Raw genomic sequence first — 16,759 nt, forward strand, 5'->3', positions numbered from 1 at the left:
TCCGAATTGGCGCATCTAACGCACGGTCGGCGCAATTTTGTTTCACGGCTGATTACATGCTGGGAAAGCCACAGGTCAATCGAAACACGGCGTAACTATGCCGCTATGCGGCAGATCACGTGTCCGGAGTGTCACCCATCAGGTATCTGGGGCCACTTCCCTTGGATTTGGCACGGTCATCAGGATTGTAAAGAGCACATTTGGGCAAACTAAGGCACCCACAGCCAATGCATCCGTCCAGATTGTCACGCAGGCGCATCAACGTATCGATTCGCTGATCCAGATGCGACCGCAGATCCTTGCTGATGTTTTTCCAATCCTGCGGCGTTGGTGTACGATTTCCGGGCAAGCCGGACAGGACTTCTCGGATTTCGGGCAGGGTTAATCCGAATTGCTGCGCTATCATCACAAAACTCAACCGTCTTATGTCGGCGCGCTGATATCGCCGCTGCCCACCCGCATTGCGCCATGGGGCGATCAGACCCTGCGCCTCGTAATATCGGATCGCTGAAACCGCCAGCCCTGTGCGCTGGGCCAAAGCGCCTATTGCCAGCCCCTCTGAAATCGCCATCTCGCCCTCAAAAAATTCCTTGACCTAAAGTTAGGTTTAGAAATTACGGTGAGTCGGGACAAGCCTCAAATTGAATAGGAGATCCCATGATGGCGACACTTGAACACACCAATTTCACCGTCCGCGACCCGCAGGCTTCAGCCAAATGGATGCAGGACGTCTTCGGTTGGAAAACCCGCTGGGAAGGCCCTGCAATCGCGGGTGGCTATACCGTGCATGTCGGTAGCGCACATACCTACCTGGCGCTTTATGCACCCAGCGATCCCAAACCCTCGGGTGAAAGCAGCTATGACATCATCGGGGGGCTGAATCATGTCGGCGTTCTGGTCGAAGACATCGACGCAACCGAAGACAAGGTGGTCAAAGCAGGTTTCACCCCCAAGTCGCATGCAGATTACGAGCCCGGCAGGCGGTTCTATTTCGATGATGAGAACGGCATCGAGTTTGAGGTGGTGCAATATGCTTGAAACACTCTTGATGGCCTCAACCACCTGGAAATGGCAGCGCGGTCAGCTGTTTGGACAGCGTAACAGGTGCCCACGGCGCCCAATTCAACGGCGTTAAGTCGCAAATCCAGCTTGCTGTCTTCTTTGACCTCTTGCATTTCACGCATCATTTGGGTCAGGTATTTGCCAACCCATCAAATCGCCCCGACGCTGGTTCCATGCGGCGGGGCGTTACAATTTCAGCGTGGACGACAAGAATATGGAAAAAATTCCCATGACGCCTGCGGGCAATGCTGCGCTTCAGGCCGAACTCAAGAACCTAAAATCCGTCGAGCGGCCAGCTATTATCGAAGCCATCGCCTCGGCCAGGGAACTGGGTGACCTGAAAGAAAACGCCGAATATCATTCGGCCCGGGAAAAGCAGGGTTTTATCGAAGGTCGCATCAAAGAGTTGGAAGGCATCCTTTCACTGACCGATGTGATCGACCCTGCCAAACTGTCCGGTGCTATCAAATTTGGCGCCAAGGTCACGCTTGTTGACGAAGACACTGACGAGGAAAAGACCTGGCAGATTGTAGGGGAATATGAGGCCAATATCGAAGCCGGCCTGCTGAACATCAAATCCCCTATTGCCCGCGCCCTGATTGGAAAGGACGAAGGCGACAGTGTCGAGGTACGCACACCTGGCGGCGTACGTTCTTATGAAGTCCTGAGCATCACCTACGCCTGAGCCCCGGAGCGTTCCCAATGTCCGAGCCCACGCCAGAGCAGGAAGCCAATCGGCCAACCTCACTGGGCATATATGATAGGCCAACCAAGCCTTCGATAACCGAGATCGAAATTGCAGCCGTCGCCCTCAGCGTGATCTGGCTGATCGTCTCGGTTGTTTTTCTGGTGCTGCCCGACGAGGTCGACGGCGGAGGCTTTGTCGTGACCTTGCTGGCGGTCTTTATGCCGGTGGCGATGATCTGGGTCGCAGCAATGGCCATGCGCGCCAGCCGGATCATGCGCGAGGAAAGCGCACGACTACAAACCTCGATTGACGCCATCCGAAACGCATATATCGCTCAGCAACAGCGATCTTCCAGCACCTATGAGCCAGCCGTATCCAAAAAGCTGGATCAGATCGCGGAAACGGCCAAGAAAGCCGAAAGCGCGCTGGCCACGTTTTCAACCAAGCGCAGGGAACCCGCACAGCAACCGACAGCCGTGGGGAACGGCGATCAGACTTCGCTGGAACTGGGTACACAAGCTGGGGATATCGTGCCCCCGCTTGGCACCGACATCTTTATCCGTGCGCTGAATTTTCCGGAAACACAGGAAGATACCGAAGGCTTTGATGCCCTACGGCTGGCGCTCAAGGACCGCAAGACAGCCAAGCTTGTACAGGCCTCTCAGGACGTGCTGACTCTGCTTAGCCAAGAGGGCATCTATATGGATGACCTGCGCCCTGACATGGCCCGCCCCGAGATCTGGCGGCAATTTGCGCAGGGTGGGCGCGGACGGGCTGTCGCGGCCTTGGGCGGCATTCGCGACCGCTCCTCGCTGGCGCTGACTTCGGCCCGGATGAAGCAGGATCCCATTTTCCGGGACGCCGCCCATCACTTTCTACGCCGGTTCGATCACATGATCATCGAGTTTGAACCCCGTGCCAGCGATGCAGAGCTGACCGCTTTGGGTGATACAAGAACCGCGCGGGCCTTCATGTTGCTGGGGCGTGTGGCCGGAACCTTCGACTAGATTCCGAAACTTCCATAGGGGATGAACCGGACAAGATCACCCGGTTGGATGTGGCGCGCGCCGTCTTCGATCTCGACCAGCCCTTCGGCCCAGCTTAGCCCGCTGATCCGCCCGGACCCTTCCGAGTTGAAAACTTCGGCTTTTCCGTCTCGGATACGGGCCCGCAGATATTCCCGCCGCCCGGGTTTCTTGCGCTTATCAAAGGCGGCAGGCAGATCGAACCCCCGCGGGTCCCGCCAGCCCTCGCCAGCCATCAGGCCCAGCGCCGGGCGGGCAAAGATTAGGGTGCAGACCAATGCCGCTACTGGATTGCCGGGCAGTCCGAAAACCGGCACTCCATCCCAAATCCCCAAAGCCAGAGGTCGCCCCGGTTTCAGGGCAATACGCCATTCCTGCATCGCTCCGGCCTGCCGCAACAGAGCGGAGACATGATCTTCGTCCCCTGCCGACGCGCCGCCGCTAGTCAGAACAACATCCGCCTCTTTCGCAGCTTCGTTCAGCCGCTCGCGCAGGGTTTCATGATCATCGGCAACGCGGCCCATATCCAGTGGCTGGAATCCCATCCGCTGGATCAGAGCCACCAACATTGGGCGATTGGCATCGTAGATTTGCCCTGGCTCAGCAACCTCACCGGCCTCGACTAGCTCATCCCCCGTTGACAGGACGGCTACCCGCAGAGCTTTGCGAACCAGCAGATCACCAGCACCCGTCGCGGAGAGAAGGGCCAGATCGGCAGGTGTCAACCGGCGTCCAGCGGGCAAAGCCAGTTCACCTCCAACCACATCTTCGCCCGCATTGCGGGTATTGGCACCCTGTTTCAGGGGGCCGCGAAAGGCGATATACCCATCCTGAACTGTCACGTCCTCTTCCAGAATAACGGTGTCCACCCCATCGGGCAGGGCCGCACCAGTCAGAATCCGTATGGCGTGGCCGGGCGCAAGCTGACCATCAAAGGGAACACCAGCCGCCGCACGCCCGTCTTGCAGCGGCATCACCTGCGGCCCATCCGGAACCGGACCGGCAAAGCCATAGCCATCTACCGCCGTATTTGCCTGCGGCGGGTTCGAACGTTGGGCATATACATCGGCGGCCAAAATCCGACCTGCGGCTTGTGTCAACGGAACGGTTTCAGCCCCCATCACGACCGAAAGGCGGTCGCGCAGCAGGGCCAACGCTTCGTCAACCGGCGTCCAGCTCACGCCCGCAGGCAAGGCAAAACAATCGTTGCGCAAGGGCGGTGGGGCAATGTCCGGTTTGCTCATAATCCTACCTCTTGCAGAATGAACCCTGCGATGGCTGCGGTGTCGTCCAGATCAAAAACCGGACGGTCGAAGTTCAGCTCTGTGTCACTGGCAACCGCGCGCACAGTTTCGTTCTCGGCCGCAATCAACGGATTTCCTGCGGCCACCCGATACGCCTCGACCTTGGGGTGGGCTTCGCGTTTGAACCCCTCGATCAGCACAAGATCAACCGGAGCCAAGCGTGCCAGCAGATCAGAGAGAGGCGGCTCGGGTGCGCCGCGCAGTTCCTGCATCATCGCAATGCGCTTGCCGGACGCCAACAGCACCTCGGACGCACCGGCTTCTCGATGGCGGAAACTGTCCGTGCCGGGCTGGTCGACATCGGCGGCGTGATGGGCATGTTTGACGGTCGAAACCGAAAAGCCGCGCGCGGTGATCTCGGCCACCAAACGCTCCATCAGGCCGGTCTTGCCCGCGTTTTTCCAGCCGGTGACGCCATAGACCTTCATGCCTGCTCCAGCAGCTTTTGCGCCCGCGCCAGATCGTCGGGCGTGTTGACATTGAAGAAGGGATCAAACGGCTCCGCCGGAAACAACGCCTCACGCCCATCATGTTTATCGGTCCACAGCACAACCTTGCGTAGCCCGTCATTCAAGGCGTCCCGCAAATCATCTCGCAACGCGACAGGCCAGAGGCCAAATGTCGGATGCCGGTTGACCCGTTTGCCGCCGCCGGATTTCAGTGCTTCATCCCCGGTTCGAGGCGTAGTCGCCAGCACCAACGGATGGGTTTGCCCTTGAGCAGCATCCGTTAGGCGCGCCACAAGATCGCGCGGAAAAAACGGCGTGTCGGCAGCGGCGGTGACGATGCTGTCGGCGCCCTGTTCTGCTGCCCAATCGAGCCCGGCCAGCACACCCGCCAGAGGCCCTGCGAAACCTTCAATCGTGTCGGGCAGAACAGGTAGGTTCAGTTCGGCGAACCGTTCGGGATCACCATTGGCATTCAGCGCCAGACCGACCACCTGCGGGCCAAACCGGTCAATGACATGAGACAGCAGGCTCTGCCCACCGACTGTCAGCAAGCCTTTGTCGCCACCACCCATCCGAGTGGCAAGGCCTCCTGCGAGGATGATGCCGAGAGGGCGGGTCATTTGATCTCCTCAAGCGCGGGCCATTTCCTGAATTTCTGGGTGGGCAGGAAAAGCAATGGACAGACGGCCAATCCGAATGCTGTAAACCAAATAATTGCAGGCCACCCCGTCAATTCGGCCGCCTTGTAACTCAGGCTATAGTGGGCTGGCAAAAACACTAAGACCGCCCCAACAGCAAAGATAAGACCAAAACAGCACCGATACGTGCGCACCGCCTTTCTGACCTCATCTGGTATCCCGGCAAACTCAGGCAGACCGTGCATCAAAACCCGCTGAAGCACGAGTGCTTGTTTTTGAGACAACTCCCCCCATGCCTGCCAACCAAGCCGAAAGGGGGCGGCGATGTTCCAAATGCTGATGTATTCCTCTGGCGCCCACCCCAGACGGTTACGCAGGTTGACGTCCAATTGCGCCATACCCTCAATGATCGCGCGTTTCGACCGCTCAAGGAGCCAGAACACATAGACCATCAATGGCAGCAAGCCCAATGTCGCGACGAATAAAATAAATAAACCAAAGACTTCCAAAATCATTCCGCACTCTTCCGTCTATGCTTTTTATCTTCGACCGCCACTGTCGACGGGTCGACGTCGCGCACCAACCGGTCCTCGCCCGCAAGACACACGAACCGCTGCCCCCGCATGCGGCCGATCAGGGTCAGGCCAACCTCACGCGCGATTTCGACACCCCAGGCGGTGAAGCCTGATCGTGACGCCAGAACCGGGATGCCCATCATTGCAGTCTTGATGACCATTTCCGAGGTCAGACGGCCTGTAGTGTAGAGGATCTTGTCCTCGGCCCCCACATTTTCGGACAGCATCCAGCCGGCGATCTTGTCGACCGCGTTGTGACGTCCCACGTCCTCCATGTAGACCAACGGTCGGTTTTCCCGACACAGGACCGTGCCGTGAATTGCACCAGCCTCAAGATACAATGAAGGGGTTCGGTTGATCTTGGCTGCCAGATCATACAGCCATGAGGTGCGGACCTGAACCTGCGGCAGGCGCACATCCTCCAGCCCTTCCATCATGTCACCAAACACAGTGCCGACCGCGCAGCCGCTGGTTCGGGTCTTTTTCTTCAGCTTGTCCTCATATGAAGTCTCGCGCGCGGTGCGCACCACCACGGTTTCCAGATCGTCATCGTAATCCACGCCGGTAATGTCATCATCGGCCAACAGCATCCCCTGATTGCGCAGGAACCCCAGCGCCAGATATTCAGGGTAATCGCCGATTGTCATTGCAGTCACGATTTCCTGCGCGTTGAGGAAAATTGTCAGGGGGCGTTCCTCGACAACCGAGATCCGGCTGACCGCGCCATTCTGGTCGATGCCTTCGACCGCACGGGTCAAGCGGACCGCGCCAGGATCAGGGGCGATGATGTAGTCGGTGGCATCCGGTTTCGTGGCCAATTGCAACCCTTTCCCAAGATCGCTACTGCTGTTGGCGATACCATAGGAATTTGCCATGGCTTACACCACATCCAAGTCATACTTCTGGAAGGGTTTTCGTGATGGAGCGCCGTTTATCTTTGTGGCAATTCCGTTCGGCACACTTTTCGGCGTATTTGCGACCGAGGCTGGGCTGGATATTGTCCAGACAATCGCCTTTTCGGCGGCTGTCTTTGCCGGGGCGGCCCAGTTCACCGCCCTGCAGCTGTTGCAGGACAACACACCCAGCCTGATCGTTCTGGCATCGGCCCTGGCGGTTAACCTACGCGTGGCAATGTATTCGGCCTCACTGACACCTTATCTTGGGGCGGCCCCCCTGTGGCAGCGGGCCTGCGCCGCTTATCTGACGGTCGATCAGTCCTATGCCTGCTCCATTGTTCAGTTCGAAAAAGAGCCCGATATGACCGTGCCGCAGCGCATGGCCTATTTCTTTGGCTCGGTCACGCCGATCACGCCGCTTTGGATTTTGGCAACTTATCTGGGCGCAGTTTTGGGCGCACAGATTCCAGAAAGCTGGGCGCTGGATTTTGCACTTCCGATCACATTCCTGGCAATGATCGGGCCGATGATGAGGACGCTTGCCCATGTCATCGCCGCCTTAGTCGCCATAACCGTTGCTCTGTTGACCGTAGGCGTGCCGTTCAACCTGGGCCTGCTGATCGCCGGGACCGCCGGGATGATCGCAGGGGCGCAGGCCGAATTGATGTTAGAGCGGAATAGGTCATGACACAGATTGATCCGGTGACCATGTGGAGCATTATCGTTGGCTTGGCGATTGGCAGCTTTGCCCTACGCTTTACCTTTATCGGCATCGTCGGAGACCGCCCGATGCCACCCTGGTTGTTACGCCACCTGCGCTATACCGCCGTTGCCATCGTCCCGGCCCTGATTGCGCCGCTGGTGGTCTGGCCAACCGCGACGGGTGGTCAGCCCGACGTGCCGCGCATGGCCGCAGCAGCGGTTGCTTTGGCGGTTGGTGTCATCACAAAAAACGTGGTCATTGCCATCTTTGCCGGGGCGGGCACGCTCTATGGCTTGCTGTACCTATTGGGTTGAGGCCGCTTCCAACTGGTTCAGGCGCGCATTGTTCGAGGCCAAACCGGCCTGCAGGTCAGCATCGTCATTCTCGCGGTATTCGGTGGTCACGACGCCGGGGAGTTCACCGAACTGATCGGACAGCTTGACCGGGTAGAAGGTCGTATTGATCTGCTCGAAACCCGGCACCTGCTGCAATAGCTGCGAGGTTGAGTTGGCGCAAAACGCTTCGGATACAGGGCCCATCTGCTTGGCCAGTTGCAGGGCAATTTCGGCCTGCTGTGGGGTCACCTGAATCGTCTGGATACGCGCATAATGCGTTTCGCGCGCGTGGCTGCTGCGATAAGCGCGTTCGACATTCGGCGTGATGCCATACAGAACATCGTTTCGGATCGGCACTACATCGGCGCGAAACGAGCCTGCGGGGTCAAAGATCACCCTCTCGCTGCCGCTTATCATCAGCGAGGTATGCGCACCCGAACCGGTCCGGGTGCTGATCATGGTATAGAGCGTCAGTGTTGATGGCCCCGGATCACGATAGGAACGGGCCACAACTTCGGTCTGATCGGCCTGCGGACGCTGCGAACCGGCACAGCCAGCCACTGTTGCTGCCAGCAGGCAGGCAATCACAAATCTGATCACGGCGGTCAGCCTCGCCCGGGATTAAGCGGCGAAAACCGCCAGAAACAGGCAAAGGAAAGCAATCGCCACCACGCACCATGTGGTCGCTTTTACGAAACCGTTGAAGGTTTTGGTTTGAACGGTGATGTCCATTTCGCCGTGCTTATGTTCAGCCATGATTTTCAGAATCCTAATTCGCGTGTTTGATACGTTGGATAATCGAAAATCCCGGGCCTGTCACCACGTCATTCGGGCGCAGGTGACACGGAATCAAAGACCGAACACCCGCGATATCCGTACCCCCACCGCCAGGGCAGGCCCGAACAAGGCGCCCCGCCCAATCGCACCGCGCCATACATGGCCTCGGCGGTTATGGCATGGGCGGATCGTATCTGATCCGAAGTCATGTCATAGCGTTCGGCGTAAATTTCGGCGTTCTCATCCCCGTGTTGCCGCACGCAGGCTCTCAGGCTGTCATCGGCTGACAGGCGCGCGTCATAACTGTCTTCGGGGCGCAGGCCTCCGCCCGCGTGGTGATAGGCCCGATCATGGCTGACACAGCAACTCTCCCATGGGGGATGCGCCTCGAACAGGGCTTGAAAGCTGGGAAATGTGTCGGCCACAAAGCGCCAGCTGGCTGACAACCCGCCCGAGCAGCCATCCGTTTCAAACGGTGTCAATTCCGCAGCGCTCCGCTGTGCGATCAGCGCGCGATGGGCGGGCATCTCAAGACTGCGCATAAAGTCCTGCGCGCCGACTGGCGCCGCGATCAGCGCCAGAGAAACGGCCAGATTACGGGCTTTCATCGCGCATCGCATCGGTATCAACGGCCATGCCGAGCACCGTTGCCAGCCACAGCATCAGACGTTCAGCCGGCCCCATTTCAGCGCGGATACGCAAGACTTCTTTGGCCATTGCCGGTCGGTCCGTGATCAGCCCATCCACCCCCATCGAGGCCATGGCCGACATTTGCAACGGGTCATTCACCGTCCAGACATAGATATCCTTGCCCGCGGCCTGCACCGAACGTACCAGCCCCGGCGTGGCCATGGCGGCGTTGACAGCCACAAAATCCCCTTCGAGACCCGACAGATCGCCCACAGCGGTTGCCGCCAAAACCCCCGCGCGCCATTCAGGGCGCAGTGCCTTCATCTTTTGCACGGCGGGGTATTTCAGCGACATGGTAGCGATGTCATCCTGCATGCCGAATTCCTCGACCAAGGCTACCACGCGGTTTTCCAGATCGACGTCATGACCGTAATATTTCAACTCGATGATCACCTTGGCCCTGTCTTTGGCCGCAGCCAGTACGTCGCGCAGTGTTGGCGTGCGTTCATCTGCGTATTCCGGGCCATACCAACTGCCGATATCGATCTCGGCCACGTCTTCCATCGTGGCATCCCAGACCTTCAGGTTCACCCCGGCCAGCTTCATGAAATCGCTATCATGGGCGACGATTATCTCATCATCCGCCGTTTCCTGCACGTCGATTTCAACCCAGTCCGCCCCGTCCTCAATCGCCTTCAGAACCGAGGCCATGGTGTTTTCCGGCCGCAAAGCAGCGGCACCACGGTGGCCGATCACCTCGGCCCTGTCAGGGGCCTGAACGCGTTCCAGCAGGGATTGACCAAACCAGAGCCCGACCAATACCGCCACCGCCGCAATGCCAACAGCACTCAGCAGACCAATGCGCAAACTGCCTGGCGCGGGATGTGGTGGTTCAGAGGTCCGGATCTCGAAAAAACCGTCCAGCAAAACCGCCAGTGCTCCCAGCGCGGTGGCTGCCAAAACCAGCCCAGCCAACGACCAGAGCCCGGCGACCAGAAGGCTGTAGACTAGCGCCAGCCGCAGATGCTCTGCCCCCTGCAGGGGCACCAACGCGAATAATGATCCCGCGCCCCAAGCGATCAGCGCGGCAAGAACTGCCCTCAGCCCCAGCCAAAACACCAGTGCGATCTTGAGCCGCCCGCGCTTGCCCTCCATCCGATCCGCGCTGACCTGGAAAGCATCAGCCGGTGGCAGGTTTTCGAACAGAACCAGATGCAGTCCCAGCGCCCATGCGGACAGCTTGCGGATCAGCACCCATGCCATGACCAGCACCACAGCTCCGATCAGCGCAACGGCGATCCAGAAAGACGGCGGATGGAAGGTCAGGTAATAGTTGATGTCATACTCGGTCAGCGTCCACCAGGCGATCAGAGCAGCGATAGCGGCGAAAGGCAGGATCAACAGGATGATCCGCAGAACCAGGCGTGCAGCAAATCCAAACAGCGCAGGCAGGCGCGACAGGATCAACTTGATCGCCGCGCTCCCCGCGCGCCACGGATCGCTTTCGCCCATCCTCAGCGACCCGGCCATGACCGAGAAGACAAAGACCTCGGCCAGCAGGAACAGGCTGAGCATTGCGATTGCGACCGCAAACCCCAGCGGAGACAGGATGAACGCGGCAATATCCTGATCCGTCAGGGCGGTCTGGCTGGAGAGCGAAACTGCTAGGTTCACCGCAATCGCCACGCCCGGCGCAATCAGCGCAATCAGCAACAGGCGCACGGCGACATAGATCGGCACAAAGACCCGGCGGCGTGCCCACGCGCCCTTGTATGCATTTGTAACGGCAGAGAAAGTGGCCACGTTGCGCCCCCCAAATGATTGATTCATTCAAGGCTGCGCAGACGTGAATTGCAAGTCAGGCTATCAGTTTTCTTCCAGATCAGCCGCCAGTCGGAATCCGATGCGATTGGCGGGCTTATCCTCGACCGACTTGGGCAGCGCTCGCAGCATTACATTCAACTGGCTGACATGCTGCACGAGCTGGGTTCGCGCCCCGGACCCATCTGCGCCATAAAAAGTGATGATATCAGGGTCGAAATAGCCCATCCCTTCGATCCGCATTACCCCGGCATCACCGCCAGTAAATCCCATGGCGACCTCATGATCCGCATCCAGCGTATTCTCGAAATTCTGGATATACAGGATCAACCGTTCATAGGCCCATTGCGCCGAACTTTTTGTGGCTACGGGCTTTTGCAACTGGCCGGGCAGGTCCTTGGCGCCGGATTTCGTATCCGGGTTGGCATGCACCTCGTAACATCGGGGCAATGCTGCTGATTCCGCTGCCTCGGCTGACGTTTCGATCTTGTCCATGCCTTCTACCCCTTGCGCTGAAACTCCCACGCCCCGTCCGCGCGCCGCGTTCGGGTAACAGCACCAATGTGGTAGAGATGGTTCAGATGTGCAACTGCTTCGACCAGAGCAAGCCCATACTCTCCTTCACCGATCTGGCGTTTGAACAAGGGCACAAAGCACTCAGCAGCGGTTTTGGGCTGGTCCAGATAATTCTGCAGACGGTCCAGCGCGCTGTGGTGGTTGTCGATCAACTGCCTCATCCTGACCGGCAGGCCGGTAAAGGGCAGTTTGTGCCCGCCCAGCGCCATATGATCCGGGCGCGCCAGGTCTTGCAGGCGCTCGCAGGCTTCCATCCACTCCGCCACGGGATCCGCCATGGGCTCGGTAACATAGACGCCCAGATTGGGGCTGATCGAGCTGAGAACCTGGTCGCCCGTGATCACCAGATTATCGTCACGGCTCCAAAAAGTTGCATGTTCGGGAGCGTGGCCATTGCCCATATGAACATCCCAGTCGCGCCCACCCATACGAATGACGCTGCCCTGTTTGATCCGGGTAAAGCCCAGCGGCATCGGATAGACCGTGTCGCAGAAATTGAAGGGCCGTTCTGTCATCCTTTTGGCAAGGAAATCGGCATCCATCCCGGCGCTTCGGTAGTAATCCAGCGTTTCCTGCGGCCAGTTTTCCTGCACATCCAGCGTCAGCATCCGTGCAAACAGCCATGCGGTACGCGACGTGACCAGCTCGGCCCCGTGTTCAGATTGAAACCAACCAGCATTGCCAACGTGATCGGGATGGTGATGTGTCACCACCACGCGCGTCACGGGTTTGCCTCCCAGCGGTCCCGCCATCAGGTCCGCCCAAATACGGCGCGTCTTGTTCGAGGACATGCCAGTGTCGATCACCGTCCATCCGTCGCCATCATCCAGCGCATAGATATTGACGTGATCCAGCGCCATAGGCAGCGGCAACCGAATCCAAAGCACGCCTTCGGCAATTTCAACGGCCTCGCCCAGGGCCGGAGCCTCGGGCCAAGGATAGCGGATCGTCAAATGTGTATCACCGTCCATCAGGCAGCTACCATTTCCTCGGCGCTGAGAGCAAAGACGTCATCTGCACCGTTCTGCGCCTGAACCAAAAGCCCCGAAAACTCAGGCAACAACGCATTGATATAAAAGCGTGCCAGCTTGAAACGGGTGCCGTTTGGCTCGGCCAGGGCCGCCTTGAGGTGATAGTGACCGCCCAGAACGCGGGCGAATGCCTTCAGATAGGGCACGGCGCCGGCAAATCGCGTGTTCATGTCGGACTGCGATATCAGCCACTCGGTCGTTTCACGCAGGCTTTCCGTGGCCTCCCAGACAGGACCCGCCAGTTCCGGCATCGACCCACGCGCACGTTCGGCGTGATCCTCGATTTCGTCCAGCAAACGGGACGCCGCTTCACCGCCATCCATCATCTTGCGTGCGACAAGGTCCATGGCCTGAATGCCGTTGGTGCCCTCGTAAATCGCGGTCACACGGACGTCGCGATAGAACTGTGCCGCGCCGGTCTCCTCGATAAAGCCCATGCCGCCATGGACCTGCACGCCTTCTTCCGAAACCCGCATACCGGTTTCGGTACCGAAGGCCTTGTTTATCGGCGTCAACAAGGCCGCGCGCGAAACCCAGTCCGCGTCGCCTGTTGCATTGGCCATATCAATCGCGGCTGCGTTTGCAAGCATGATCGCGCGCGCAGCAAAAGTATCCGCACGCATACTCATTAGCATCCGGCGTACATCGGCGTGATCGAGGATTGTGCCCGAAGGTGTCTTGCCTTGCTTCCGCTCAAGCGCATATTCTAGGGCCTGCTGATAGGCGCCTTCGGCGGCACCGATACCTTGTCCGCCGACGCCCAGTCGCGCGTTGTTCATCATGGTGAACATCGCAGCCATTCCGCCATGTTCCTTACCCACAAGCCAACCTTTGGCGCCATCATACTGCATCACGCAAGTTGGCGAACCATGCAGGCCCATCTTGTGCTCGAGCGAAACCACTTTCAGGTCATTTGCCACACCCGGATTGCCATTCTCGTCCGGCAAGTATTTGGGCACCAGAAACAGCGATATTCCCTTGGTTCCGGGAACTGCATCGGGCAGGCGTGCCAATACCAGATGGCACACGTTTTCAGCAAAATCGTTGTCACCCCAGGAAATGAAGATCTTCTGACCAGACACCGAATAGGTGCCATCTCCATTCGGTTCTGCCTTCGACGTCAGCGCACCCACATCCGATCCGGCCTGTGGCTCGGTCAGGTTCATCGTGCCCGACCATTCACCAGCGATCATTTTGGGCAGGTACAGGTTCTTCAGCTCATCACTTGCGTGGTGCTCCAGTGCTTCGATCTGGCCCTGCGTCATGAGCGGCGCCAGTTGCAGTGACAGGCAGGCCGCAGACATCATCTCGTTGACGGCAGTGGTCAAGGTCATCGGCAGCCCCATACCGCCATACTCGGGATCGGCGCTCATGCCGATCCAGCCCCCCTCCGCAATAGCGTTCCAACCGTCGCTAAATCCTGGCGAGGTACGCAACACGCCGTTTTCCAGACGCGCGGGCTCTAGGTCTCCGTTTCGCTGAAGCGGCGCCATAACCTCTTCGCAGAGTTTTCCAGCCTCGGTCAGGATCGCGCTTACGACGTCTTCGCTTGCTTCCGCGAACTTGTCGGTCGCTGCAATACGATCAAAATCAACCGCATGACGGAACAGAAATTCGTAATCTGCAACTGGTGCGCGATAGGGCATAATATTACCTCGGGGCTGTCTTAAACGGTCCGCGACGCCGGGGTTGGAAATCCGCTGACTCGCCGTTATTCATCTGGGTTTGAACGATTACGTACCCATCCTTATGCTACAAGCAATCAAAACGCGGCGTCACTCACAATGATCTCTAACGGTACACTCGAACTGTCAGCCGACCCGGCGGGAATTGCTCAGGCTGCGGATCTTTTGAGGCAGGGACAGCTGGTCGCTTTCCCGACTGAAACGGTCTATGGGCTGGGTGGGGATGCCCGCAACGGAGAGGCTGTCGCCAGCATCTATGCCGCCAAGGGCCGACCCAGTTTCAACCCTCTGATTGCGCATGTCGCATCGGTAGAGTCCGCGCGCAAGTTTGTTGAATGGTCAGATCAGGCCGAGGCGTTGGCACAGGCGTTCTGGCCCGGCCCGCTGACTCTGGTTCTGCCGCTGCGGGAAGGGCACGGTGTATCGTCGCTTGTCACTGCCGGGCTGGATACATTGGCGGTTCGGGTCCCTGCGCATCCTTCTGCCCGGGCTATTCTCGAGATGTTCGACGGGCCGGTCGCTGCGCCCTCGGCCAACCCTTCGGGACAGATCAGCCCGACAACAGCCGCGCATGTCCGCGCCGGTCTGGACGGGCGCATCGCTGCCATTCTGGATGACGGTCCCTGTGGTGTCGGGCTGGAATCCACCATTGTCGGCCTCGCTGGAGAACCTGCACTGCTACGCCCCGGCGGGGTGGCTTTGGACCAGATCGAAGCAGCTCTCGGCTCGGCATTGCATCTACACCAATCCGGCGACACGCTAACAGCACCCGGACAGATGCTGTCGCATTACGCGCCGGACGAGGCGGTCCGGTTGCACGCGCAGACTACATATGGTGACGAGATTCTCTTGGGATTTGGGCCGGTCGAATGCGACCTGAACCTGTCCGCTGATGGCAACCTGACCGAGGCGGCGGCCAATCTGTTTGCGGCTTTGCACAAGCTCAACAGCACCGGACGCCCGATTGCCGTGTCCCCTATTCCGGACCACGGATTGGGTGCCGCTATCAACGACCGGTTGCGCCGGGCCGCAGCGCCACGTGACAGTTGATCAGGCGCGCCCTGCGCTGGCCGACAAAGTCAGAGGATCGACACCCAGCGTTGCCAGCGCCGCCTCCCATTTCTGATCATCGGGGACATCGAACACCAGCTTCGAATCCGCCTCGGTTGTGAGCCATCCGTTCATCGCGATCTCATCCTCAAGCTGCCCGGGTCCCCAGCCTGAATACCCTAGCGTCAGCATAGAATTCAGCGGCCCTTGCCCCGAGGCCAGGTCTTCAAGCACGTCCAACGTTGCAGTCATGCTGAAATCGCCCGAAATCTGCAGGGAATGGAGGTTCGCGTCATAATCGGCGCTGTGCAGGACGAATCCGCGCGACATCTCGACCGGGCCGCCGAAATGCACCAGACGCTCACCCACGATCGGGATACGGCAAGCGATATTCAACTGACCCAGCAGCGTCTTTATGCGTAAATCCGAAGGTTTGTTGATGATCAGACCCATCGCGCCATCGTCGCCATGGCTGCAAATATAGACAACCGAATGATCGAAACGCGGATCGCCCATCCCAGGCATCGCAATCAACAGTTTACCGGTCAGATCCATAAGACGACATCTCTTGCTGAGCTCCCATCAACAATGCCCCCGCAGTCCCGGTATTGGCAAGGGACGAGCGGCGATTTCGCTAGATTTCATTCGAGTGACCCGAACGTGACTTGGAATTCGCCTCGAGACCACGCATTTATAGGGTATGAACATTCACAAGACATTTCTGGCAGCCGCCCTTGCCGTGACCGTTGGCGCGATTGGTCCGGCATCTGCACAAGTGGTCGGCTCAGTGGCCGAATTGGATATCCTGGACGGCGGGCGCACAGCAAATGGAGCCTATCTTGGGGCGCTGCGGGTGACCCTGCAGGACGGCTGGAAGACCTATTGGCGGGCGCCGGGCGATGCGGGTATTCCGCCACAGTTCGACTGGAAAAGATCAACCAATGTCGGCAGCGTGTCGATCACATGGCCCGCGCCGGATGTCTTTGATCAGAATGGCCTGCAGTCGATTGGATACCAAAATCAAATGGTCCTCCCTGTCGAAATTTTGCCGAAGAATCCGACAAAACCGGTCCGGCTGAAAGGCACGGTGGACTTGGGGGTCTGCAAAGACGTCTGCATACCAGAACGTCTGGGGTTCGATCACATCCTGAACGCTGAGGCAGAGCGCAACCCGACGATTGCCGCGGCGCTGGCCAAGCGTCCATATTCCGCCAAAGAGGCCCAGGTAGCGAACTCACGTTGCCACCTGACCCCGACATCTGACGGAATGCAGATCGAGGCACGCGTCACCATGCCTTCCGCCGGTGGCCGCGAGGTTGCCGTGATCGAGCCCGGCAACCCCGAGCTGTGGGCTTCGCAGACCGACGCCAAGCGGCAGGGCAGTACTCTGGTCGCCACATCCGAGGTTATCAGCGCATCTGGTGGTCCTTTTGCGCTGGATCGGTCAAAGATCCGGATCACTGTTCTTGGGGCCAATCACGCGGTGGACATTCTCGGGTGCAGCGCAGGCTGAT

21 protein-coding genes are annotated in these 16,759 nt (G+C 58.9%); 7 read left to right on the plus strand and 14 right to left on the minus strand.

Annotated elements, in window-relative coordinates:
• Positions 1-115: 115 nt before the first annotated feature.
• Positions 116-571, minus strand: a complete 456-nt coding sequence (gene soxR, locus AC2FIC_RS11730) for a redox-sensitive transcriptional activator SoxR (protein ID WP_142635400.1) — start codon at positions 569-571, stop codon at positions 116-118.
• An 86-nt stretch (positions 572-657) separates the two neighbouring features.
• On the opposite strand from soxR, the gene AC2FIC_RS11735 reads away from it, so the two are divergent.
• The 3 genes from AC2FIC_RS11735 (at position 658) to AC2FIC_RS11745 (ending at position 2,757) form a co-directional block, all read left to right on the plus strand.
• Complete coding sequence (locus tag AC2FIC_RS11735; protein WP_142635398.1) at positions 658-1,038, plus strand: VOC family protein; 381 nt, start codon at positions 658-660, stop codon at positions 1,036-1,038.
• 238 nt (positions 1,039-1,276) lie between these two features.
• On the plus strand, positions 1,277-1,747 hold the full coding sequence (greA, locus tag AC2FIC_RS11740; RefSeq protein ID WP_142635396.1) for a transcription elongation factor GreA: 471 nt from the start codon (positions 1,277-1,279) through the stop codon (positions 1,745-1,747).
• Between the two features lie 17 nt (positions 1,748-1,764).
• The gene (locus AC2FIC_RS11745; protein WP_142635394.1) at positions 1,765-2,757 is read left to right on the plus strand and encodes a hypothetical protein; all 993 of its coding nucleotides are present in this window, start codon (positions 1,765-1,767) and stop codon (positions 2,755-2,757) included.
• Here AC2FIC_RS11745 and AC2FIC_RS11750 read toward each other — a convergent pair.
• From AC2FIC_RS11750 to AC2FIC_RS11770, 5 genes are read right to left on the minus strand one after another with little or no spacing between them, the layout of a single operon-like run.
• Positions 2,754-4,019 carry a molybdenum cofactor synthesis domain-containing protein gene (locus AC2FIC_RS11750; RefSeq protein WP_496691821.1) on the minus strand — a complete coding sequence of 422 codons (1,266 nt, stop codon included), beginning with the start codon at positions 4,017-4,019 and terminating at the stop codon, positions 2,754-2,756. The genes AC2FIC_RS11745 and AC2FIC_RS11750 overlap by 4 nt on opposite strands.
• Positions 4,016-4,507, minus strand: coding sequence for a molybdopterin-guanine dinucleotide biosynthesis protein B (mobB, locus tag AC2FIC_RS11755; RefSeq protein ID WP_142635390.1), 492 nt, complete (start codon positions 4,505-4,507; stop codon positions 4,016-4,018). The genes AC2FIC_RS11750 and mobB overlap by 4 nt, the downstream gene beginning before the upstream one ends.
• On the minus strand, positions 4,504-5,148 hold the full coding sequence (mobA, locus tag AC2FIC_RS11760) for a molybdenum cofactor guanylyltransferase MobA (RefSeq protein WP_496689033.1): 645 nt from the start codon (positions 5,146-5,148) through the stop codon (positions 4,504-4,506). The genes mobB and mobA overlap by 4 nt, the downstream gene beginning before the upstream one ends.
• Complete coding sequence (locus AC2FIC_RS11765) at positions 5,145-5,681, minus strand: hypothetical protein (RefSeq protein WP_496676638.1); 537 nt, start codon at positions 5,679-5,681, stop codon at positions 5,145-5,147. Before AC2FIC_RS11765 ends, mobA begins: the two co-directional genes overlap by 4 nt.
• Entirely contained in the window at positions 5,678-6,565 is an 888-nt protein-coding gene (locus AC2FIC_RS11770) for a formate dehydrogenase accessory sulfurtransferase FdhD (RefSeq protein ID WP_496676784.1), read from the minus strand. The genes AC2FIC_RS11765 and AC2FIC_RS11770 overlap by 4 nt, the downstream gene beginning before the upstream one ends.
• A gap of 49 nt (positions 6,566-6,614) precedes the next feature.
• Between AC2FIC_RS11770 and AC2FIC_RS11775 the strand changes: the two genes are divergently transcribed.
• A complete protein-coding gene (locus AC2FIC_RS11775) occupies positions 6,615-7,325 on the plus strand; it encodes an AzlC family ABC transporter permease (protein ID WP_282021650.1) in 711 nt (236 codons plus the stop codon).
• Positions 7,322-7,654 (plus strand): AzlD domain-containing protein, encoded by a 333-nt coding sequence (locus tag AC2FIC_RS11780; RefSeq protein ID WP_496700955.1) that lies wholly within the window; start codon positions 7,322-7,324, stop codon positions 7,652-7,654. The genes AC2FIC_RS11775 and AC2FIC_RS11780 overlap by 4 nt, the downstream gene beginning before the upstream one ends.
• Here AC2FIC_RS11780 and AC2FIC_RS11785 read toward each other — a convergent pair.
• From AC2FIC_RS11785 to AC2FIC_RS11815, 7 genes are all read right to left on the minus strand, one after another.
• Entirely contained in the window at positions 7,643-8,275 is a 633-nt protein-coding gene (locus AC2FIC_RS11785) for a hypothetical protein (protein WP_271948503.1), read from the minus strand. The two genes, AC2FIC_RS11780 and AC2FIC_RS11785, sit on opposite strands and share 12 nt — an antisense overlap.
• A gap of 21 nt (positions 8,276-8,296) precedes the next feature.
• Positions 8,297-8,431 (minus strand): aa3-type cytochrome c oxidase subunit IV, encoded by a 135-nt coding sequence (locus tag AC2FIC_RS11790; protein ID WP_142635378.1) that lies wholly within the window; start codon positions 8,429-8,431, stop codon positions 8,297-8,299.
• A gap of 68 nt (positions 8,432-8,499) precedes the next feature.
• Complete coding sequence (locus AC2FIC_RS11795) at positions 8,500-9,060, minus strand: hypothetical protein (RefSeq protein ID WP_496870171.1); 561 nt, start codon at positions 9,058-9,060, stop codon at positions 8,500-8,502.
• On the minus strand, positions 9,047-10,912 hold the full coding sequence (locus AC2FIC_RS11800) for a glycerophosphodiester phosphodiesterase family protein (RefSeq protein WP_496870172.1): 1,866 nt from the start codon (positions 10,910-10,912) through the stop codon (positions 9,047-9,049). The genes AC2FIC_RS11795 and AC2FIC_RS11800 overlap by 14 nt, the downstream gene beginning before the upstream one ends.
• 36 nt (positions 10,913-10,948) lie before the next feature.
• Positions 10,949-11,398 (minus strand): DUF6173 family protein, encoded by a 450-nt coding sequence (locus AC2FIC_RS11805; RefSeq protein ID WP_496691825.1) that lies wholly within the window; start codon positions 11,396-11,398, stop codon positions 10,949-10,951.
• Between the two features lie 5 nt (positions 11,399-11,403).
• Positions 11,404-12,450 (minus strand): MBL fold metallo-hydrolase, encoded by a 1,047-nt coding sequence (locus AC2FIC_RS11810; protein WP_496691826.1) that lies wholly within the window; start codon positions 12,448-12,450, stop codon positions 11,404-11,406.
• Positions 12,450-14,156 (minus strand): acyl-CoA dehydrogenase, encoded by a 1,707-nt coding sequence (locus AC2FIC_RS11815; RefSeq protein WP_271948509.1) that lies wholly within the window; start codon positions 14,154-14,156, stop codon positions 12,450-12,452. The genes AC2FIC_RS11810 and AC2FIC_RS11815 overlap by 1 nt, the downstream gene beginning before the upstream one ends.
• Positions 14,157-14,294: 138 nt before the next feature.
• Between AC2FIC_RS11815 and AC2FIC_RS11820 the strand changes: the two genes are divergently transcribed.
• Positions 14,295-15,245, plus strand: coding sequence for an L-threonylcarbamoyladenylate synthase (locus AC2FIC_RS11820; RefSeq protein ID WP_496691827.1), 951 nt, complete (start codon positions 14,295-14,297; stop codon positions 15,243-15,245).
• On the opposite strand, the gene AC2FIC_RS11825 is transcribed toward AC2FIC_RS11820, so the two are convergent.
• Positions 15,246-15,800, minus strand: a complete 555-nt coding sequence (locus AC2FIC_RS11825) for a YqgE/AlgH family protein (RefSeq protein WP_496691828.1) — start codon at positions 15,798-15,800, stop codon at positions 15,246-15,248. It lies immediately after the preceding gene.
• Positions 15,801-15,945: 145 nt separating this feature from the next.
• Between AC2FIC_RS11825 and AC2FIC_RS11830 the strand changes: the two genes are divergently transcribed.
• Positions 15,946-16,758: a protein-disulfide reductase DsbD domain-containing protein gene (locus tag AC2FIC_RS11830; RefSeq protein WP_496691829.1), complete on the plus strand. Its 813-nt coding sequence runs from the start codon at positions 15,946-15,948 to the stop codon at positions 16,756-16,758.
• Position 16,759 lies beyond the last annotated feature (1 nt).

Source organism: Ruegeria sp. CDSC079 (genome assembly GCF_059610505.1).